The organism is Bacillus sp. AFS040349, from assembly GCF_002577655.1.
Lineage (GTDB): Bacteria > Bacillota > Bacilli > Bacillales > Bacillaceae > Metabacillus.
The window spans coordinates 24,248-44,963 of record NZ_NUMC01000144.1 but is presented as its reverse complement, the minus strand read 5'-3'; the positions used below and the strand labels follow the sequence as shown (position 1 = coordinate 44,963).

Annotated in this window: 26 protein-coding genes; 7 read left to right on the top strand and 19 right to left on the bottom strand. The window is 33.3% G+C overall.

Going from position 1 to position 20,716, the window contains the following annotated elements; all coding sequences use genetic code 11:
* Positions 1–27 precede the first annotated feature (27 nt).
* Together COD11_RS24055 and COD11_RS24050 are read right to left on the bottom strand one after the other, a co-directional pair.
* Positions 28–420 (bottom strand): DUF3397 domain-containing protein, encoded by a 393-nt coding sequence (locus COD11_RS24055; RefSeq protein ID WP_098799434.1) that lies wholly within the window; start codon positions 418–420, stop codon positions 28–30.
* Positions 417–1,301, bottom strand: coding sequence for a 2-dehydropantoate 2-reductase (locus COD11_RS24050; protein WP_098799433.1), 885 nt, complete (start codon positions 1,299–1,301; stop codon positions 417–419). Before COD11_RS24050 ends, COD11_RS24055 begins: the two co-directional genes overlap by 4 nt.
* Before the next feature lie 352 nt (positions 1,302–1,653).
* Here COD11_RS24050 and COD11_RS24045 point away from each other — a divergent pair, with 352 nt between their 5' ends.
* Positions 1,654–2,121: an N-acetyltransferase gene (locus tag COD11_RS24045; protein WP_098799432.1), complete on the top strand. Its 468-nt coding sequence runs from the start codon at positions 1,654–1,656 to the stop codon at positions 2,119–2,121.
* An 89-nt stretch (positions 2,122–2,210) separates the two neighbouring features.
* Here the strand turns inward: COD11_RS24045 and COD11_RS24040 are convergent, their stop codons facing one another.
* From COD11_RS24040 to COD11_RS24025, 4 genes are all read right to left on the bottom strand, one after another.
* Positions 2,211–2,888, bottom strand: coding sequence for an RsfA family transcriptional regulator (locus COD11_RS24040; RefSeq protein ID WP_098799431.1), 678 nt, complete (start codon positions 2,886–2,888; stop codon positions 2,211–2,213).
* Between the two features lie 200 nt (positions 2,889–3,088).
* Entirely contained in the window at positions 3,089–3,862 is a 774-nt protein-coding gene (locus tag COD11_RS24035) for an enoyl-CoA hydratase/isomerase family protein (RefSeq protein ID WP_098799430.1), read from the bottom strand.
* A 354-nt stretch (positions 3,863–4,216) separates the two neighbouring features.
* Positions 4,217–4,390: a 50S ribosomal protein L32 gene (gene rpmF, locus COD11_RS24030; protein ID WP_026560479.1), complete on the bottom strand. Its 174-nt coding sequence runs from the start codon at positions 4,388–4,390 to the stop codon at positions 4,217–4,219.
* Positions 4,391–4,480: 90 nt separating this feature from the next.
* Positions 4,481–4,999, bottom strand: coding sequence for a YceD family protein (locus COD11_RS24025; protein WP_098799429.1), 519 nt, complete (start codon positions 4,997–4,999; stop codon positions 4,481–4,483).
* A gap of 362 nt (positions 5,000–5,361) precedes the next feature.
* Between COD11_RS24025 and COD11_RS24020 the strand changes: the two genes are divergently transcribed.
* On the top strand, positions 5,362–6,570 hold the full coding sequence (locus COD11_RS24020) for a nucleotidyltransferase (RefSeq protein ID WP_098799428.1): 1,209 nt from the start codon (positions 5,362–5,364) through the stop codon (positions 6,568–6,570).
* 102 nt (positions 6,571–6,672) lie between these two features.
* Here the strand turns inward: COD11_RS24020 and COD11_RS24015 are convergent, their stop codons facing one another.
* Positions 6,673–7,698 (bottom strand): SepM family pheromone-processing serine protease, encoded by a 1,026-nt coding sequence (locus tag COD11_RS24015; RefSeq protein ID WP_098799427.1) that lies wholly within the window; start codon positions 7,696–7,698, stop codon positions 6,673–6,675.
* Positions 7,698–8,489, bottom strand: a complete 792-nt coding sequence (locus tag COD11_RS24010) for a patatin-like phospholipase family protein (RefSeq protein WP_098799426.1) — start codon at positions 8,487–8,489, stop codon at positions 7,698–7,700. The genes COD11_RS24015 and COD11_RS24010 overlap by 1 nt, the downstream gene beginning before the upstream one ends.
* A gap of 328 nt (positions 8,490–8,817) precedes the next feature.
* Here COD11_RS24010 and ylbJ point away from each other — a divergent pair, with 328 nt between their 5' ends.
* Entirely contained in the window at positions 8,818–10,041 is a 1,224-nt protein-coding gene (gene ylbJ / locus COD11_RS24005; protein WP_098799425.1) for a sporulation integral membrane protein YlbJ, read from the top strand.
* A 53-nt stretch (positions 10,042–10,094) separates the two neighbouring features.
* Here ylbJ and coaD read toward each other — a convergent pair whose 3' ends face one another.
* Positions 10,095–10,580, bottom strand: coding sequence for a pantetheine-phosphate adenylyltransferase (coaD, locus tag COD11_RS24000; RefSeq protein ID WP_098799424.1), 486 nt, complete (start codon positions 10,578–10,580; stop codon positions 10,095–10,097).
* Positions 10,581–11,150 (bottom strand): 16S rRNA (guanine(966)-N(2))-methyltransferase RsmD, encoded by a 570-nt coding sequence (gene rsmD / locus COD11_RS23995; protein ID WP_098799423.1) that lies wholly within the window; start codon positions 11,148–11,150, stop codon positions 10,581–10,583.
* Between the two features lie 583 nt (positions 11,151–11,733).
* Between rsmD and COD11_RS23990 the strand changes: the two genes are divergently transcribed.
* The gene (locus tag COD11_RS23990; RefSeq protein ID WP_098799422.1) at positions 11,734–12,123 is read left to right on the top strand and encodes a DUF7147 family protein; all 390 of its coding nucleotides are present in this window, start codon (positions 11,734–11,736) and stop codon (positions 12,121–12,123) included.
* 107 nt (positions 12,124–12,230) lie between these two features.
* Here the strand turns inward: COD11_RS23990 and COD11_RS23985 are convergent, their stop codons facing one another.
* The 5 genes from COD11_RS23985 to ylbD all read right to left on the bottom strand — a co-directional run bounded on the left by COD11_RS23985 (position 12,231) and on the right by ylbD (position 14,621).
* The gene (locus tag COD11_RS23985; RefSeq protein WP_098799421.1) at positions 12,231–12,503 is read right to left on the bottom strand and encodes a YlbG family protein; all 273 of its coding nucleotides are present in this window, start codon (positions 12,501–12,503) and stop codon (positions 12,231–12,233) included.
* Between the two features lie 344 nt (positions 12,504–12,847).
* Positions 12,848–13,291, bottom strand: coding sequence for a YlbF/YmcA family competence regulator (locus COD11_RS23980; RefSeq protein WP_098799420.1), 444 nt, complete (start codon positions 13,289–13,291; stop codon positions 12,848–12,850).
* 84 nt (positions 13,292–13,375) lie between these two features.
* Complete coding sequence (locus COD11_RS23975) at positions 13,376–13,804, bottom strand: hypothetical protein (RefSeq protein ID WP_098799419.1); 429 nt, start codon at positions 13,802–13,804, stop codon at positions 13,376–13,378.
* Between the two features lie 142 nt (positions 13,805–13,946).
* On the bottom strand, positions 13,947–14,186 hold the full coding sequence (locus tag COD11_RS23970; protein WP_098799418.1) for a YlbE-like family protein: 240 nt from the start codon (positions 14,184–14,186) through the stop codon (positions 13,947–13,949).
* A gap of 33 nt (positions 14,187–14,219) precedes the next feature.
* Positions 14,220–14,621 carry a YlbD family protein gene (gene ylbD, locus COD11_RS23965; protein WP_098799417.1) on the bottom strand — a complete coding sequence of 134 codons (402 nt, stop codon included), beginning with the start codon at positions 14,619–14,621 and terminating at the stop codon, positions 14,220–14,222.
* A 175-nt stretch (positions 14,622–14,796) separates the two neighbouring features.
* On the opposite strand from ylbD, the gene COD11_RS23960 reads away from it, so the two are divergent.
* Positions 14,797–15,285, top strand: a complete 489-nt coding sequence (locus COD11_RS23960; protein ID WP_098799416.1) for a PaaI family thioesterase — start codon at positions 14,797–14,799, stop codon at positions 15,283–15,285.
* A gap of 220 nt (positions 15,286–15,505) precedes the next feature.
* Here COD11_RS23960 and COD11_RS23955 read toward each other — a convergent pair whose 3' ends face one another.
* Together COD11_RS23955 and COD11_RS23950 are read right to left on the bottom strand one after the other, a co-directional pair.
* A complete protein-coding gene (locus COD11_RS23955; protein WP_098799415.1) occupies positions 15,506–16,576 on the bottom strand; it encodes a CAP domain-containing protein in 1,071 nt (356 codons plus the stop codon).
* A 227-nt stretch (positions 16,577–16,803) separates the two neighbouring features.
* Entirely contained in the window at positions 16,804–17,433 is a 630-nt protein-coding gene (locus COD11_RS23950) for a CAP domain-containing protein (RefSeq protein WP_098799414.1), read from the bottom strand.
* Between the two features lie 148 nt (positions 17,434–17,581).
* Between COD11_RS23950 and COD11_RS23945 the strand changes: the two genes are divergently transcribed.
* Together COD11_RS23945 and ytvI are read left to right on the top strand one after the other, a co-directional pair.
* Positions 17,582–17,938: a YugN family protein gene (locus tag COD11_RS23945; RefSeq protein WP_098799413.1), complete on the top strand. Its 357-nt coding sequence runs from the start codon at positions 17,582–17,584 to the stop codon at positions 17,936–17,938.
* A gap of 291 nt (positions 17,939–18,229) precedes the next feature.
* Entirely contained in the window at positions 18,230–19,288 is a 1,059-nt protein-coding gene (gene ytvI / locus COD11_RS23940; RefSeq protein WP_098799412.1) for a sporulation integral membrane protein YtvI, read from the top strand.
* A 232-nt stretch (positions 19,289–19,520) separates the two neighbouring features.
* Here the strand turns inward: ytvI and COD11_RS23935 are convergent, their stop codons facing one another.
* Entirely contained in the window at positions 19,521–20,030 is a 510-nt protein-coding gene (locus COD11_RS23935; protein WP_098799411.1) for a GNAT family N-acetyltransferase, read from the bottom strand.
* Between the two features lie 165 nt (positions 20,031–20,195).
* Positions 20,196–20,663 carry a DUF420 domain-containing protein gene (locus tag COD11_RS23930; protein ID WP_098799410.1) on the bottom strand — a complete coding sequence of 156 codons (468 nt, stop codon included), beginning with the start codon at positions 20,661–20,663 and terminating at the stop codon, positions 20,196–20,198.
* Between the last annotated feature and the right edge of the window lie 53 nt (positions 20,664–20,716).

Sequence of the window (20,716 nt, the reverse complement as noted above, 5' to 3'; positions counted from 1 at the left end):
TTGTTTAACATAGCTTAAAATTAAAAACTATAATAGGAATGCACTTTTAAAAACTCCTGTTAAAATACCACCAATGGTAAGACCTACATAGCTTATGAAAAAAAGGAAAAATGAAAGTCTCCACATTTTTTTAATAGCCACATACATAGAAGGCTCCCTCGAACTTTTATATTCAAAGTAATAGACAACCAGTGCTAAAAAAGTAAGTAGTAATATAATATAAAGAAGAAATGATTGCTCAAATATGGTTAACAAATGAAAGTGCACGGATACTATGAAAACTGCTGTTGATAAATCAACAGTCCACAAAATTGTTTTCTTTCCTCTAACAAAAATTCGAACAAGAAAATAAATGAATAACAAACTCAATATCGGTAACGTAATCGCCACTGAGACAATCCAAGTAAAGAAACCGCTCATACGCCCTCCTTTCCTCTCTCAATCCCTTTTATTGCTTGATACAGAAATGAAATGCGAGGACAGGATTTTTCATTAGAATGCTCTATCATATATCCGAGAATTGAATCAATTTCGGTTTGTCTACCATTGTAAATATCCTTAAACATAGAAGATTGATTTTCCGAAGTATTTTCACATATAGTTTGCACTTGTTTCCAAGATAATTCTTTATTCTCTATTTTAAGTAGATCGGCCACTTCTTCAAAAAGTTCATAAAAAAGTTTATGAAAATAAGGGTTTGTTAAAAGCTCTCCGTTTTTGACTCTAAAAAGTGCTGTTAGAGGGTTAATGGTAGCATTGACAATTAATTTCTCTTTCAGCATTGTTTCCCAATCAGATTTATGTATAAAAGGAAAAACTTCTGATTGATTTCTTATTAATTGGTTCATTACATCCATTTCACAATCTTTATACATTGAAATTTTTGTTATTCCACTTCCTGTATGATGTACAACAGAATCACTCACTTTTAATGCTCCATGCTCAGATACACCCAATATAAGATTATGATGTGACAAGTGATTCAGAAAACGTAAATGCCCCATGCCATTTTGAAGAAATATAATGGTTCGTGGAGAAAGCCCTGTTAAAGTATCGATAATGGAGTTGAGACTGTATTGTTTAACAGTGATTATTAATACTGGCTCTTTATAATTCTTCTCATATGATGCTTCCACTTTCTTCGTTATTTCTGTATTTCCTTGAACCAAAGTAATACCATGTTTATTTATTTTATTTGCTTGTTCTTCCCGTCTGGTATATAAAGTAACTTTATTGGTTTCTGAAAGGTAAAATGAATAAAGTAACCCTAATGATCCAGAACCAATAATTCCAATTTCCATAAACTTCACCTTCTGAAATAAGGCCCCTTAAAGCCAATATATACTTAACAAATCGTTCACTCTTAATCAATATCATAACAAAACCAACAGTATTTTTACTAGAATTTTGCCTAATTGACAATTCTAGCTAATTTTGTGTAAGCGTTAACTAAATCATACCACTATTCACACTCATCATGGTATAATAACAATATCTTATAAAGACTTACATTAAAAGATTTGTTGTCAAAATAATGCTGCTTTGAAGATTATAGGATTTATAAATAATCAAACAACAAACACTCTGAACTAGTCTTTTTATCATGTGAATGTAATTTTATTATTGTAGAATTTGCACCAAGGGGGAAAAGGTATGTTAAAAGTTGAGAAATTATTAGTTAATTACAAAACCCTGGAAGAATTTAAAAAATTCAGAGAATATGGTATTCAAGAACTTTCAATGTTAGAAGATCTTCAATCAAATATTATTGAAAATGACAGTGATTCACCGTTTTATGGGATTTATTACGGTGACAAGCTGGTGGCAAGAATGAGCTTATACCGTGTTGACATGAAATTTGATCAATATTTTGAACCTAAACAGGATTATTTAGAACTTTGGAAACTCGAAGTATTACCAAATTATCAAGGAAAGGGTTATGGTAGAGCGTTAGTGGAATACGCAAAATCATTTAACCTACCAATCAAAACAAACCCTAGAGTGAAATCCAGTGATTTTTGGTCAAAAATGCAATTTGAGCCTGTAAAATACGATATGGATCGGGATAAAGGGGAAAACCCTTTAGTTTGGTATCCAAGTGGCGTTACTATTCAAGAATAAACTTTTTAATGCTAACTCAAAAAAACAGCTCATGAAAGGAAAATGATCCTTCATGAGCTGTTTTCATTTTTATAATAAGATGAACCTTTTTACTTTTCCACTCTTTCTAGATTACCATTTTTATCCATCTGAAATTTAACTTTCCTACTTCTTTCATCCTCTTGTAAAATAACCATTTTTCTTGCTCGATCCATTATTTCAATTAACGCGCGGTAATCTTCTTCGACAACCTGCAAATGATTAGTTAAAGACTGCTTTTCATCTTTTAGCTTTTCAACTTCATTTTGTAATTCTTGAATTTTATTTCTTAATTGGAGATTCTCTTCTTGAACCTCCTTTATAGAAGGGGCATCTTCATATTGCTGAAGGAACGAAATAAGATCCTTAATAGCATTTTTCGAATTAGTACTAGGTTGGTTTGATTGAGTTGGTTCAGATAACTGAGTGGGTTGTGTTGATTCTGTATGTTCCACCTCTAAAGCAGTCTCTTTTACATTAACTTCCTTTTGCTCCTCTACTTTTTCCTGTGAATTAAGAGTTCGCAACTCTTTTCTTTGTTTTTTTGCAACCTCGATTCCAGTTTTATACTGTTTACGAACATGAGAGTTCCATCTAAATCCACAAGCTGCCGCTGTACGAGATAATTTACGACCTACTTCCTCAAACGCAGCCAGCTGTGTTGCACCTTCTCGAATATGCCTTAATACCACTTCTGCTAATAATAAATCTTCATCATGTGTCCATGCATCTTGACGCGTAGTTGTCATTTAAATTCCCTCCAATAGTCACTTTTTTTCTATACATATGCAGCTAGTAGAGTAGATAGACTAAATACACTCTATTACATTAGAAAAAGGTGATAATAGGACGGGAATGAAGATGCTTAATAAGGAATGAATCACACAATTAAATAGACCATCATACAGAAGGAAATGGTAGAAATTGTATGTAATGATTATGAGCTTTATTAGCTCTTCCCTTTTCTTGTAAGAAAGGCAGATACTGCATGATGATGCTCCTCAGAAGACCAGAGCTCTGCACAACGATTAATCTCTGACATCATACGTGAATATAAATTCGATTGCTCCCATTGACTAACCTTCACTGCTTTATAAGCTCTCAAAACATTTGGGTCTTTAACTAGCGATTCTTTAATAAATGAATAGCTTTGTTCTTTATAATTTTCATCAGAAACAGTCTTTTGTACAAACCCCATATGTTCCGCATCGTTAGATGATATTTTTTTTGCTGAATATAAAAAGGAAATCGCATGCTCGTATGAAAGCTTTTCATATAACAGTGTTGCACCACCCCAACCTGTAGTAATAGATAATTGACCTTGTATAAAGCCAAGAGTGGCACCTTTTCTCGCAATTCGAATATCACATGCAGTTGCAATTTCACACCCTCCACCTAAAGCAATACCGTTTATTATAGCGAATGTAGGTAAAGGAAAAGTCATGAGTTCATAAAGAACATCACCCATTTTAGATAGCATAAAATATGCTTCATCCCTTGTTTTAAGGTGCTGAAATGCTTTAACATCACCACCGGAGCAGAACGCTTTATCTCCTTCTCCTGTTAATATTAATGCTCTTAAGCTCTTTTTTGTTTTAAGTGACTGTAAATTTCTCTTTATTTCATCCATGATTTCGTAATCTATAGCATTATGCTTAATCGGTCGGTTTAGACGTAATTCAACCAAACCATCCTCAATTTCACTTACAATTAACTTACTCATTCTTCCATACCCTCCCATTTAAAAATTTAAACTCAGGAAAAATACTCTTTGTTGCTTTAGGTCTCTTATTATCTATTAGATAAAATTTTTAAATGCAACACAACAAAAAATTTTTTTTATGATTGAAAAACTAGCCGACCGAAATAAGACGATTAGAATAGAAGGCGTTTTTTGGCCTGATATTCTAAATTGGCTTATGACCTTAGAGGTTAGGCATCTGACTTTTTTGCCAAAAAATCAGATTACTGGAGCTGGATGTCGAAGCGTTATCTTCAATTAAAGAGGGTTATAATTTCCTAAACAAAAATAAAAGGCGTAAGGAACAATGTCCTTACGCCTCGTTGAAACAAATTATTATTTGCTTACAACATCTTTTCCTTTGTATGTTCCACATGCTTTACATACACGGTGAGCAAGTTTGCTTTCACCGCAGTTTGGGCATTCTACCATACCAGGTACTTGTAATTTAAAATGTGTACGACGTAGTCGTTTTCTCGTTTTAGAAGTTCTTCTAAAAGGTACAGCCATTATTCCCACCTCCTTAAAGAGCATTACGCATTTGTGAGACCGATACAATATGCATCAGCTCATTTGCTTTTTAAGCTATTCAAAAAATCATTAGCTTTCTTCATTTTCGAAGAATTTAGCTAGTCCAGCCAATCGTGGATCAACCTTGTTTTGCTGATCTTCCTCAGCAATAACTTCCCAGTCTTTACCAGATTGTGGAGCTGCTCCTTCTTCATTTCTTACATCATCACAGAATACCTGCATCGGAATTTCTACAAGAAGAATTTCTTTTATTATAGGAGTTAAATCAACGATTTCACCCTCTGGTAAGTAGAAATCCTCTGACGTTTCATAGTCTGCGGGTTTTAATAAAAATGTTTCCGTTGTATCAATTAAAAATGGATACGGAACATCCACTAATGTTCGTGAACAAGGTAAAACCATTGAACCTGAAATTGACAGATGGAATGTTACTTTAGTGGAGCTTATATCGGCTCTTCCTTTAACATTTACTGGCGAAATATCACGAATGTCAGATTGACTTTTGACCCATTCGCTTAAATCAATTTCTTCATCAAATTTTAATCCCTTGCTTTGTAATTGATGTAGTTGACTAATTGTCCATTTCAAATCGTATCACCTCAAGGCAACAAAGGTAATTATAGCCTTCGCAATTATATTTGTCAATATTTTTTCTTTACAGTGTAAGTATACATGATAAACCTATATTTTCAAAACAAAACCATCTTTAATCATATCGATACCCTATTTAAAATTTGTGTTGAAATATCAAGCTTACTTTTCGTTTTTAGAGCTATAGTTTATTATATATTTTCACCTTAAATTTATTGCTTACTCTGAAATCATGATTATTTATCTCCTAACTTACATGTTAATTTCCTTCCAAAGGTTTATAGATTGTTCTTTATACCCTATAATATTATAAAAATTATCCATATGAAAATAGTAGAATGAAAAAGAGTGGTGATTACATGAGTGTAGTAGGTCTAGTTGTTGAATATAATCCATTTCATAATGGTCATTTATATCACTTGAGAGAATCGATTAAAAAGTCAAATGCTTCTGTTGTAATTGCTGTAATGAGTGGTCATTTCCTGCAAAGGGGCGAACCAGCAATTGTATCAAAATGGACTCGTACAAAAATGGCCTTATATTGTGGTGTTGATCTTGTTGTAGAATTACCTTACGCATTTGCAACACAAAAGGCTGAAACATTTGCTAGTGGTGCTGTATCTATTCTTGATGCTCTAGGTTGTGATTATTTATGCTTTGGCAGTGAATTAGGAGATATCAATCCTTTTATTTCTACAAATCATTTTCTAGAACAATCCAAAGCAGAGTATGAAGACTTAATTCAACAGTATGTAAAAACTGGGGTTAGTTATCCGAAGGCATTAACTCTGGCATACAAAAATTTGAACGGTGATAAAGAATTATTAGATCTTTCATTACCTAATAATATTTTAGGGTTTTATTATGTTCGCGCAATTCTTCAGCAGCATTCAAAAATAAAGCCTTTAACAATAAAACGTACCTCTGCAGGATATCATGATCAGCAGTTTCGATCACCTACAATTGCAAGTGCAACTAGTATTCGTAAAGCATTGTTTTCAGAAAATCATCCCATTCAAAGTTATGTACCTGAAGTCACTTTACAATTCCTGCAAGAAAATAAAAAGAATTATCACTTACACCGTTGGGAACTTTACTTTCATTTATTAAAATATCGGATTATGACGATGACAACCGAGGAAATCGGTTCAATCTACGAAGTTGAAGAAGGATTAGAGCATAGAATAAAAAGATTCATTCAAAGTTCTTCAAGTTTCCAAGAGTTTATGGAATCGTTAAAAACAAAACGTTATACATGGACAAGACTTCAAAGACTATGTACTCATCTATTAACTAACACAACAAAAGAACAAATGAAATGTATGAATGAAGGCCAAACGTCACCATATATTAGACTTCTAGGTATGTCTTCAGAAGGTCAGGCTTATTTAAGTCATATAAAAAAACAATTAATGCTGCCGCTACTATCTAAAGTTACTTCCTTTGACCATCCATTGCTGGATTTAGATATTAAAGCTGCACATGCCTATCAAATGATTTATAATGAACCAATTCGAACGAAACGATTAAAAGAAGAGTTCTCCACTCCACCCATTAGAGTGAGATAATACAAGCCATAGAATAACTTCCTTTAATCTCAATACCTAAGTTGTACCTCTTTCCGTTTTGAGGGTTATTATTTTTTAATAAAGAAAGAGAAAGGATAAAATTCATCCTTTCTCCTCTAAGTTTAGTAGATATTCTACCGCTTCATCAAAAGTGTCTATCGGAATAATCTCCATCTTAGTCTGTATGTTTTCACCTGTTTCAATGGCTTCTTTATAATTTGATGTTGGGCTGTCTTTTTCATTAGGAGCAAAGAATACGTCAATTCCTTGTCGATCTGCTGCGACAATTTTCTGCGAAATACCACCAATAGGTCCTACTTCCCCTGACGAACTAATTGTTCCTGTCCCAGCTATTTCGTAACCTTTGGTCAAATCACCTTTAGTTAATTGATTATAAATTTCTAGTGACATCATTAGACCAGCTGAAGGCCCACCAATTTCCTCAGTTTTCAATTCAATATCAGGGTCTACATCTAATTGTCGATCTGTCACTAACGATATTCCAATCCCTACTTTATCGGGATCATTAGGGAATGACGTTAATGGCAGCGTAGCTTGGTCCTGTTTCCCTTCACGTTCAAATGTGATTGTTACTTCTTCTCCTTCTTTTTTCTGACTAACATATTCTATAAATTCTTCAGCTGTTTGAAATTCTTTATTATCTACCTTGTATATGCGATCTCCAACTTCTAATATACTTCCTGCAGGCATTTCCTTAATTATTCCATCAACATATATTCCATGAAATGTATACTCTACCTTTTTGTTTGCTTTTTGATAGGCAATTGTTATGGCAGATTCTTGTGAAACCTCCATCATATGTAATTGTCTGTTAAAGTACTCTTTATCTGTTTCATCCTCTCTTTTAATATCTTCTAATGGATGGATATAATGGTAGTCTTGAAGCTTGGCCCATATATATGTAAAAGGGTTTGCCCTGCCGAAGCGGACAGTTGTTAAAGAAAAACTTCCTTTCTCATTTTCATCACCATTTTCAACCTTAATAATTGGTTCCAATTCAGATGCCATACCTGGCTGAGTAATGTAGTACGGAAGTTTAATGAAGGATATGATAAGGATAATAATTAAAACAATTAGACTAGATCTAAGCAGTGATTTATTCTTCATTAAAAATTTGTCTCCTTCCACTTTACGATAAGATCTTGAATTTTATCTACATGTTTCTGAGCTTCTGTTTCCCCAATCTCAATGATTTCTTTAATATTCGTGAAAGCTCTTGAACTATACTGTTCAACATGTGGCCTTATCATCACATCAGATGCTATTTCCCTGTGATGAACTAGTTCATCTTGCATAATATCTAAGCTTTGGAGAATAACATCAAAAATTGATGTAATGTCTTCATTCCTTTTTACATGTGACACATCTACAGCAATGACGATATCAGCACCCATTTCCTTTACAACCGAAACGGGCACCCGATCAACAACTCCACCGTCCACTAACAACCTTCCATCTATCTTTTCAGGTACAAAAATTCCTGGTATGGCAATACTTGCACGGACAGCATCTGCAACTGGCCCCTCTTTAAATATAACCTTTTTCCCATCATATAAATCAGTTGCAACAACTGCAACAGGAATATTTAATTGATGAAAGTCTTTTTGGTGTGTAAATAACCGAATAAGCTCTTTTACACGATTTCCTGAAATAAACCCCATTTTAGGTACGGTATAATCTAAATAATATTTCCTCTTAAACGCTAATGCAAACTGATAAAGTCGTTCTATACTCGTTCCTGCTGCATACAAGGTTCCAACGACCGCTCCCATACTGCTACCGGCTATTAAATCAATTGGTATACCATTTTCTTTTAAAACCTTTAATACTCCTAAATGAGCAAATCCTCTTGCACCTCCTGAGCCAAGCGCTAGTCCGATTTTGGGTTCTTTTTTCAAGGAGAGTTCCTCCTTTTTCACTGGAATAGAATAAAATATATGATTACCTTATTAGTAATATTTCGCAACTGATTTATATTTAAGCAAGTTGCTACATTTAAACCTTGATCTTCACTGCACCAGGGTCTCTGACTATAATTAGGGTTCTGTTAGAGAAAATACTTATGGAGTGTACCCCAGTGTTTATTTAAGCTCCTATGACATTCTTATGGTCTAAAATGTCCACCTATTCACGTATATTGAATTAGTAAGGATTGTACAATTGTTTGGAAAAGCTGTATGATCCTTATTTTCATACATGTGTGTTTAATTTAGGAGGCGTCACATTTTGAGTCTTTCAAAACTTAAAACAATTATCTTAGCTATTTTTATTAGCGGCTTAACAGTTGCCATTATTCTTAATCCTAAGGAGTCTCTTGATGCATCAACAAGGGGACTATCAATTTGGTGGGAAGTAGTTTTTCCATCACTTCTTCCTTTTTTTATTGTTTCCGAACTTCTTATTGGTTTTGGTGTTGTCAAATTTATTGGAGTTCTTTTAGAGCCACTGATGAGACCAATTTTTCGAGTTCCGGGTGTAGGTGGTTTTGTATGGGCAATGGGGATGGCTTCAGGTAATCCAGCTGGAGCAAAACTTACGGCAAGAATGAGGCAGGAAAAACAACTAACCACAGTTCAGGCAGAGCGGCTTGTATCATTTACAAGTTCTTCAAACCCTTTATTTATTTTTGGTGCCGTTGCAGTTGGTTTTTTTGACAATCCTTCACTTGGTATATTATTAGCTGCATCACATTATTTAGGGAATTTAGGTGTTGGATTGACAATGAGATTTTATGGAGGATCCGATTCAGTCATTCAACCGAAGAAAAAGAAGTCCTTCTTTTCACCTCTTTCAATTGCTCTTAAGGAGCTGCATGCTACAAGAGTGAGTGAAACCAGGCCATTAGGAAAAATGCTTGGAGATGCCGTCATATCATCAATTCAAACATTACTAATGATTGGCGGATTTATTATCCTTTTCTCGGTATTCAATAAAATTTTAGCCATCATTTCTGTTACGGAGATAATCGGTCTTATTTTCTCTGGATTTTTAGCATTTTTCCACATCGCTACTGATTTAAGCGTACCTCTTATTACCGGCATCTTTGAAATTACTCTAGGCAATCAGTTAGTGAGCGAAACCAATGCAAATCTTTTAGATAAAGTAATGATTGCAAGCTTCATTTTAGCTTTTGGAGGATTATCAATACAGGCCCAAGTTGCAAGTATTTTAGCTGACACTGATATTAGATTTAAGCCCTTTTTCATCGCTAGAATTCTGCAAGGTTTTTATTCTTCGTTCATTGCTTACTTGTTGTTCAAGCCATTGTACTTGAATCTACAAGCTCACAATACGAGTGATTTACCAGTTATTTTAATGACAAATGGACCCGAATGGGCAAAAATCTATTGGGAAATAGTTATCCATACTGGTCCCATCATTACATTAGCATCTTTATTGCTATATATCATTCTTTATGGAAAAAGGAATGTTTTCACGAAGTTATCATAAAACAATACTCAAATATCTAAAAAAGGTGAGGAGCTCCCTCACCTTTTCACCTTTTATTCATTTACAAATTTAGTTTTAAGTGCCTTTTCTACAACTTCTGGTACCAATTCAGAAATATCTCCTTTATATTTTGCAACTTCTTTAACAATACTCGAACTTAGGAAGGAATATTGGTTGTTTGTCATCATGAAGAATGTTTCAATATTCTCATCTAGTACTCTGTTCATGGAAGTAATTTGCATTTCATATTCAAAATCTGAAACTGCACGTAAGCCACGTAAAATGGCTTGTGCATTTTTTTCTCGAACATAATCAATAAGAAGACCACGATATGATTCTACAATGACATTTGGCATTTCTTTGGTCACTTCCCGGATAAGCTCACATCGTTCATCCACAGTAAACAATGGTTGTTTTGAAGCATTATTTAGGACACAAACATATACCTCTTCAAATACTTTTGCTCCTCTTTTGATAATGTCTAAATGTCCATAAGTAATAGGGTCAAAACTACCTGGACATACTGCAATACTACCCATTTATTCATCCTCCCCAATTGCTTCCTTGTTACTATAAATTGTAATTGAACTCGTACCATAGGTTTCTTGTTTTACTTGAACAAGTTCCTCAACTTCTTCAGTAAGTACTATGTCAGAACCATGCTCGGTAACAATAAAACCGTTTTTGTCTAATAAACCATTTTCACTTATCATTTTTAAAAGCGCTTTCAATTTTTGTTGCTTATACGGTGGATCTAACAAGATTAATTGAAAACGTAACTCCCTTTTTATTATAGCCTTTAATGCTCTTTCTGCATCATTACGATATACCTCAAATTCGGTAGCTTGACAAATCTCTAAATTTTTATGTATTGTTTGTATCGCTTTTGGCTCACGATCAACAAAGATACAGCGTTCAATTCCCCGACTAAGTGCTTCAATTCCTAACCCTCCACTACCGGCAAATAAATCTAACGCTAAGCCCCCATCAAAATATGGACCAACCATATTAAAAATAGCTTCCTTAACTTTATCAGTTGTTGGTCTTGTTGTTGTTCCAGGTACAGCTTTAAGCTGTCTCCCTTTATAGTTTCCAGATACTACTCTCATTACGTTCACCACTACTTTTTAATTTTACATGATATAAATAAAGATAAAAACATGATTTTTTAAAGTTTTCACTTAATCCTACCATAGGCCTTCAGTTTGTTACAATATCTAAACTTATTAGTAATATTTTCTTCAATTAATATTGTTTCCTATACTCTTATCCTCAAGTTCTCTCTTTTTGAATTGCAGTTGGATAAAAAGTTAAGAAAAAATTACATAATGATGTATACTGATTAACCATTTGGTGATAATGATTAGTAACAACATCGATTCGTTGATGTTGTTGCCAACCGCGGAGAAGACTTACGTTTCCCCATAAGTTCTTCCTCCGGTTTCTCCTCTCCCTTTGCCTTCAGCCTTTAGTATAAAAGGTATTGAAGGACCCTACAGATTAATTTCTGTAGGGTTTTTTTAATAGGAATTTATAGACTGGACTAAGGATTTAGGATTAGTACTAGCTGAAAATCCATGTTTTTCAAGAAAACATATAAGCTACTATCCAACTTCTCTTTTTACTATTTACATGTTATAGTTGGATCGGTTAAATGAAATATTGTTAAATTTTTTTCAGGGGGAAGTTTTTATGATACAGCGTTTTATTGAATTAGGTGAGGGTTATTCTGATATTTATGAGTTAATTGAAACAGCAATGGCTAATAAACATCGAGTAACTCATTTACTAGCTTTACATACAAAATTGAATGACAAAGATGTTACTTCCGTTGTGGTAATTATGAAGCCTACTGATCCGGGGAATTTCCAAGCCTTATATATATGTAGGGAAGGGATACCTAATCCGAACCAATTAGAAAACAAACGATATGATTTATTTAATGAATTGGCTAAAACATTGCAGAAGAATATTATTTCGTTTGATGTTAAACCATCAAGTATGTTTAATGAAACTGATCTTTACTACCAATATCTGATTGGGATTTTAAGACTAAACCATCTTATCCCTCCTCTTCAATAGCATATCATTCACCCTTAAAACTGGTCACTACGATCTTACGACCTTACTTTCAACAAATGGAAAAAGGCTGACACTATTGTCAGCCTTTTTTGGATGCAGTTTAATAACTACAAGCCAATTTTGTAATCATATTCTTTTGCTTTATCAATTTTTGATTCAAATTCCAGCTTTAGAAAGGGTTTGTAAGAGGGCTCAACATGTTTAACAAAGGAGTAGGAAGAGAGCTTTTGAATCGTTTGCTCTGTTACATCCATATTACAATACAGGACAACGTATTTTAATTTTTTTGAAACATAATGAACATTCCCAAATTTTCTAAGCATTTTTAATTGTTTTAATGTATGGAGCCAAACAACTATCCCTTGACGCTTTTCAAACATACTCTTGTCTCCCTCAGGTTATCTAAACAACATTAGTAACATCATTATTTCCAATAAAAAGTCTAGCAAATTTTCATTTTATAAACAATATTTGTATGAATCAATTTCATAATGTATCATTTGTTACCAAAAAACGTATGAATTTCACCTTTATTAGTATTTTTATCCGTGTATTGTTTATTAACAAGTTCCGGATGAAGAAAAATGTTCGTTTTTTGATTTAAGAGTTATTATTATGAAATTAACTCGTATAAGCTAATTTTTAAAAAATGTCAGTTAAATCTGTATTATTTTAATCATCTGTACATTTTAGCAAAAAAAGAAAACGAGCAGTAATACTCGTTTTAGGATACCTTACACCCACAACTTCCACCAGATCCGCATCCCCCGCCACAACTAGATTCAAAAAATGGGTTACCTGTAGGAACTTTAACATGGATGGAAACAGCTTGACCGATTTGCACACTAATTTCATCAAGAAGAGATTGTACTTCATTCTCAGCCTTCTTAAAATTAGATATACTTTCGTTCAAATCTACCTCACGCTTAATATCACGCAAATCTTTTGTAATTTTACGATAATCAGGATGATATTTACCAAAACGTTGAACATCTTCGTACAGGTCCTTAATCTTAGTAAATTCCTGAATTAGTTGTTGAGCTTCTTGATCTTTTTTTAATATATTGAAACTACGACGATACTCCTCAACAGTCTCTGATTGAAGTACCAAGTTAGCAAGTTCTTCAGCTTGATCTACTAATAATGTGCTCTCAAGTGTAGCAAACATAGAGTATATGCACCTCCGATAATCATTCTATCATGAATATCGTCAAATGAGAAATTTAAAATATTAACATGATAATCCTTTTATTTATTGAATGGTAGCATTCCATGATTTTTTTAGTTCATAGCTAGTAGAATCATTATGAACAACCTCTATTTCAAATGTGTGGGTTCCTTTTTCTAATCCTTTTATAACAAAAGCAGCCGTTTGAATATGATCAACAACCTTGCCATCAACAGATAACTGTAAATGACCCTCACCATCTACCTTTTTTCCTCCTTTTTCTTTAAAGGTAAATGAAGGTATATAACATTCTACATAAACATCTTGATCTCTTATATGATGTTTAACAGATATATTCATTTTACGCTGTTGATTTATCACTTCCATTGCCTCAAATGAATGGTTCACCACTTGAAGAGGTACAACCTCTAAGTTTCCTTCTGGTCTTGGTTTATCTTCAACACATCCAGTGACAATACCTAATAAAAAAACCGTACAAAAAAATCGCTTCATCCTATCTGCCTCCTTTTTCTTAGTGTTTACAGAGGCGTAGAAATTCATGAATACTTTTCAGATGTCTCTTTATGTAAGGAGATAAAAAAAACAGGCAGGCAATTATAACTAATCACCTTGCCTGTAAGTGTTAATCACCATTCTAATCCTGCTGTCTCATAGATTGAAACATTGCTACCATCATCGACGCCATTTGTATCGAGTTTGAAAACTGCTGTACTTTATGAGGAATTGTCTTTTGATAATAGTTCATCATACTAATTTCCATATCGTTTATATCATTAGGGTTTCTTGACAGTTTCCTATACCAATATGGTTGTTCACGTACAAATTTCTTTCGTTCATCATTTGCAAATATATAATCTTGAACTTCTTTTCTCATCATTCTCCTCCATTCGGAGTCACGATTTGGTCACTAATCCTTTCTGAATGAAAAGGGATGCTGACTTGCTGTTGCAGACTTTTGATTAGAGCCTTTTGAACCACCAAACTGATCGAAAAGACCTTGAATGGTAGAAATAGTACTACTCATGTTGTTAATATGATGGTTTACAGTATCCATATCCATTTGCTTAACAGCTGAAAATATTTGTGTCATAAAATCAGATTTACTTTTTGTTTCCTTTTCAGAAGAATCCTCTGCCTGATCTCCTTTATACTGTTTCCAAACAATATCATTTTCTCCAAGTAAATACCAATCTTCAAACACTTCCTGCCACTCTTTATTACCCTTACGGACTTCTTGAACAAGTTTGGGATGTTTTTTAACAAATTCCTTAAATTGTTGTACAGATGGATGCGTTTTTTTAGATGTCATTATTCTCACCTCATTGATACATTTGCCTATAATATCTTATTTAAGAAACCATTAGACTGTTCGCCCATATTTAGAAAAAAATAAAACAAAGTAAATCTATTTATTATTAGAAAAATAACTAAATGTAACAAATTTTTGGTAAAATATCACTATCTAAAAAGGAGAGGGTAACAGTATGACAAAGGATGAATTATTAAAATTAAGTTCCGAAGTTTTACAAAATGCAAATGAAGAGGATCAATATGTTTTAGAACTTCTACTTAATGGATTGAAGAAAAAGCAATTTCATGAAAAAGGTTCCTACATAGGTGCGCTTCTCCATGCTGAGGGCGAGTACAAGGAACATGAATTTAAAATTACCATTCCAAACACACCAATTATTCAGAATGCACTAAACATAGTACATGGCGGAATAACCGCTACTTTATTAGACTCAGCTATGGGAGGGCTTGTCCATCATATCCTCCCCCCTGATAAAGCAGCCGTTACAACTGAAATTAAAATTAACTATGTGGCTCCAGGGGTTGGCAAGGAACTGACATGTGTTGCCGGGATGATTCATAAAGGCAATAAAACGGTTGTTACGGAAGGAAAAGTTTTTCGTGATGACGGAACATTAATTGCACATAGTACAGCAAGTTTTTTTATTATTAATAGAACATAATTATGGGTGAGTGAGATGAAAAAGTTTTTTCTGAAAAAGCAATGTAAAATATGTAATAAGAAGAATAACAAAGGTTTATTTTATCTCAATGATATTGGTCAAGAGATTTATGTGTGCGCGCTTTGCATTAGCTATGCTGAAAGAAGAGCGTATCGTAAAGTAAATTAAATTAAACAAGACCCTTGCCAACAAAGAAAAAGGGTCTTGCTTGTTACTATGTTTATTGGTTTAAATCCCAATTTGTAATAAAATTCTGTGTATAATAAAGACCGTCTACTCCAACTCCTAAGTGTGTAAATTCCTCGTTTAGCATAGTATCACGATGACCTTTACTGTTTAGCCACCCTTCACTTGCTGCAATAGCGTCTACATATTGAGCAGCTATGTTTTCACCTGCCATCTGATACTTGATATCCAATTGTGCAAGACGATTAACAAGAGTACCTTCTGTTGGCGATTCATGAGAAAAATATTCATTCTCTTTCATATCTTTACTATGTAAAAAAGCAACCTTTGACGTATCTTCATGCCACTGAACAGCTGATAAACCATGCCTTGCTCTTAACATATTCGTTATTGACAAGATCTGTTGTTCAGCACCAGCTTCAATCTTTTCCCATTTATCTTCACTTATTTCTTTTGGTTCAATGAGCTCACCTCTGTATGTAACCTCATAGGAGCGTTGTTTGATAAATGTCTCAGCATCTATCACCCGAATGCTTGATAAAATTCCGTCAAATTTATCAATATATAACTGCACAAACACATCACCTATTTTTACTGTTGGTCTGGTATTCATATCTTCCTCCGAAAATTCAAAACGATATGAATTACCTTCATACTCTAGTGATAAACTAGATGAAACAGGTTGTATTTTAAAGACTTCTTGAATAGGTTGTCCAATCACAAACGGTTTAGCGTTTAATTCTTTTCCTATTCCATAAACTGATACGACCCTTTGATTTAAAACTCCCACCTGTATATATTGATTGTCTTCTTGTTCGTAAATCCACCAATCATAATCATAAGCAGAGGGATCGATACGGTCAGGCTCACCTAGTATTGCAGTGATTTCTTCAGATGATTTCTCCATAAATGATAATAAACCCTCATTTGGAGCTGTTTCACCTTCAGCAACTTGTTTTTCAGAATTCGTTGATTCTTCATTTGATATTTGAACATTCTCTTCTTTAAGTTGTTCATTTGGAGTATATTTTCCATAATGAAAAAATAACGTATAACTAACAAAAATAATACAAAAAATTAAAATGCTCCGAATCAGTATATGCAGTGAAAAAACCTCCTCCTTATGCTTCTCCCATTTCTTTCATTATATGAGACAACATACTTGTTATTCTCTTTCTACTTTAAATGAACAAGTATGCACAATAATTGTTCTAGAAGCCCTAAACTGTCTTATCATTATTACCCTGGAAACTTAATGTTAAAACTTTTTGATAACTTTAATTGTATCAAATAATTAGTAAGAAAGTTGTTACAAATAAATTATATAACACTTTACCTGCTAATAAACATTTGTGTCCAATAGTGGCCATACTCACCTCCATTAACATACCCTACTCCAATTTCCGAAACTTCCTTTTTAAGTATGTTAGCACGATGTCCCGGACTATTCATCCATGCACTTACTACTTCTTTTGGGGTTCTCTGACCTGCTGCTAAGTTTTCAGCTGCTGTTCGGAAAGAAATATTAAAGTTATTAATCATCGTAAAGGGAGAGCCATATGTTGGTGAATCATGGCTAAAATAGTTCAACTCTTTCATGTCCTTTGATTTAAATCTTGCAACCCGGGAAAGCTCCCAATTGGTCTGTAATGGTGGGAGACCAGCATCCTTCCTTTCCAGGTTTGTTAAAGTAATTACTTGCTTTTCTATTAATTTAATTTCGTTTAATTGTGGAATATGCAGCTTCTGTCCTGGGAAAATTAAATGAGGATTATCTATATGACGATTCGAGGCAAGAATTTCTGATAATCCGACTTGATAAGATTGAGCAATACTCCATAAAGTTTCCCCTTTTTTGACTGTGTGATTAAATTCCTCTGCTCTCACTTGAAGAGGAGATAACAACAAAATACAAATCATGATAAATAGTAGAATATTACGCTGAGTGAATTGCAAACTCATGTGTATACCTCCTTTTTTTATATTTTTTCCAATAATATTTTTTTAATAAGCTCAACTAACTATGAATGAGTTAAAGTTTCACTTTAACTTTTATGTTGTTTTAAGCTATAATAAATAACGTGAAAAGGCTTTAGGAGGGAAATTACATATGAAAATTGAAGGCACTGGTTTAGAGGGAATTACAATAGATCTTGCACGTTTAGATGAGATAATGGACGATCTTGGGTTAGTAAGAGCGGGACAATGGGATTATGAGCGTGCTACCTACGATCGTAAGATTGAAGCTAAAGGGGATATCTACTATCTACGTGTTCCTGCTTATGCTGTTGAAGGAGATGTTGGAGGACGTCATGCTGTTATGAAGCTTATTACTCCTCTTTTAGGCAAGCACTACTATCCTCACGGTGTTGAGTACGGTGAAGGAGAAGTATTTCCATCAGCTGTAGTCGATACTAGTAAAAATCTATTAAAAAGATTATCTGAAGAATTAAAAAAGGTTCAGTAAGCATAAATAAACCTACAAAAATAAAAAAGCACCGGACTAGTCCATGCTTTTTTATTTTTGTTTAAATTAAAGTTTTGTTATTTACTTTATAGCTAAACATTAATTTAGGGATATACATTTAACCTAAGTAAAAGTGGTCCCATTCCTACCGATTTTTAAAAGGCTATTTCACCTTAAAAATAGCTTCCAAACGTTCTTATTGCACCTTTAAAGCGATTGAAAATTCTTTGTTTTCATCGAGTTTCGTACTATAATGAGATAAGAAATGTTTCTTTAGAAAGGGGCACAAATTTGACCACTATTTTAAACAAAAGAATTCTCTTAACAATTGTATCAATTATCATTGTGGGTGTAATCCTATTTTACATTCTACCAATTTCTGTTCCACTGATTGTCGCTTTTATTACTGCCCTATTTCTTGAACCAGCTATCCGGTTGCTTCAGCGGAGAGGAACATTAAACAGACACTTATCAGTTTTAATAGTGTTTTTGTTATTTCTAATTCTCATAAGTGTTAGTGGTTATATCTTAACCACTAAGGTAGTTGGAGAGGTTGTTCAAATAGCAGATAATGCTCCATCCTATATAAATGAGATTACTAAGGTTTGGGAAAACTTTGAAGATGATATTTCAAATACTGCCCAAGATCTTCCACCAATCTTTGTTGAAGAGGTTAGTAACCAAGTAACAAGTTTTTTACAAAAGACCAGATTAGAATTAACAAGCTCTGTAAACATTGAGAATGTAAAGGCAATTTTTACAAACATACCAAACTATTTAGTAAATTTAATCGTTTATTTAATTGCTCTTTTTTTATTTATGCTGGAGTTACCTAGATTAAAAACAAAAGCATACTCTTATTTAACAGATAAAACAGCTGAAAAAGTAACTTTTATGATTTCCCGCTTAACTTACGTTGTGATGGGATTTATCAAAGCACAATTTTTAGTTAGTATTATCATTTTTGTTGCATCTTTAATTGGTTTATTGTTTATTGCACCTGAAATTGCACTAATTATGTCTTTAATTATCTGGATTATTGATGTAATCCCATTAATAGGATCCATTATTATTATGGGACCATGGACTCTATATCATTTGGTTACTGGTGATATGGCAATAGCAGCAAAACTCGGTGTTTTAACCATAATCCTTTTAGTTATTAGAAGAACAATTGAACCAAAGGTAATGGGAACTCATATTGGATTATCTCCTCTTGCCACATTAATTTCCATGTATTTAGGGTTAAAATTATTTGGTGTGCTTGGATTTTTCATTGGTCCAATGATCTTAATTGTTTACAATTCAGCAAGAGAAGCAGGTTTAATCAAAATTAAATTTAAATTATAAAAAGAAAGAGCCCATGCTCTTTCTTTTTTGTTTTATTCAGTAATCAACTTTCCTTCACTTTATAAAAGGCATTGTCTTTTTACACATCTCTGAAAAAACAAGCTTGAAACTAAGACTTTTTAAAACGGAATGACTCTAAACTACCTCATGATTATGTAGTTTATAAAAATCTCCTTTAAGATAGCTGAAATAGAAAAACACTTTAAAAACCTATTTCAGCCAAAACATTAAGCTATTCATCTTTTTGGATTTCCCACATTAAAAACTGGCCTTCTTTTTCTTTGCAGATAAAACCGAGCTTTTCAAATAGTCTAATCGAATGTGTTTCATTCATCTCACACTCCATCACAACCTTCTTAACAGACATTTGATACGTTAGCCAATCAATAAAAGCATCAACTGCTTCATATGCAATTGTTTCGTCTAAAGTCTTATCTTCAACATGGTAACATAAGTGAACTTTTCCTTCTTTAGAAGGATTTCCTTGCAATAAAATATCACCAATAATTTTCTTGTCCTCATACATAATAATCATCCACAATCCGCATTCAGATTCTTTTTCCTTCTTCTCCAAACTCTCAATATAGAAAGGTAAAAATCCTCGTACATATGAAGATGGCCAGCTTTTAGGGATTTCAATAGGTGAACGTTTATCTAATTCTTTTCTATGAAATACTAATGATTTTGCAATATCAAGTGAACATGGGACAATCATTAACCGGTTTGTTAAAATTTCAATCAAGCCATTCTCTCCCCTCTGATTGATTTTAACATCATGAAAAGAAGTAAATGCTAAGTGGATTACGCACTTATCATATATGTTACCTTAAACAATATTTTTCTTGTTTCAAGACAATAAAAAAAGGCGGTTTAGAACATTTTATTCTAACCCACCCTTAAAATATGTTTAAAACCCTAAGATTGCTTTAATGACTGACGTTGTTTCTCCACCGTGATAAAAAACATATAAAAGTAAATAAACTGCAACACCAGTGATGGCTGTAAAAAACCAAACAATACTTGTTACCGGACCAAGTTTTCGATGTTTTGCATAGTTCTTTTTATAACCAGTAATTAAAGAAATAATACCTAGTACAGCTCCAATTGTTGCTAATGTTATATGGAAGATAAGAAAAATTGTATAATAAATCTTTAACTCATCTGGTCCACCGAAAGCTGTATTGCCGATAAAAATCGTGCGAGAAGCATATATAACAAAGAAAATGATAGCTGATATAGCTGCTAAAAACATTACCTTCATATGTGCTTCAATTTTTCGTTGTTTAATTAGGTACCAACCAATTGCTACAAAAATCGCACTAATAACGATAAAGGAGGTACTTATTGTTGGTAAAATCGGTAGTGATGTATTCATGTCTCTTCCTCTCTTATAACTTAAAATACTTATGTAAGGCTGACTGATATAAG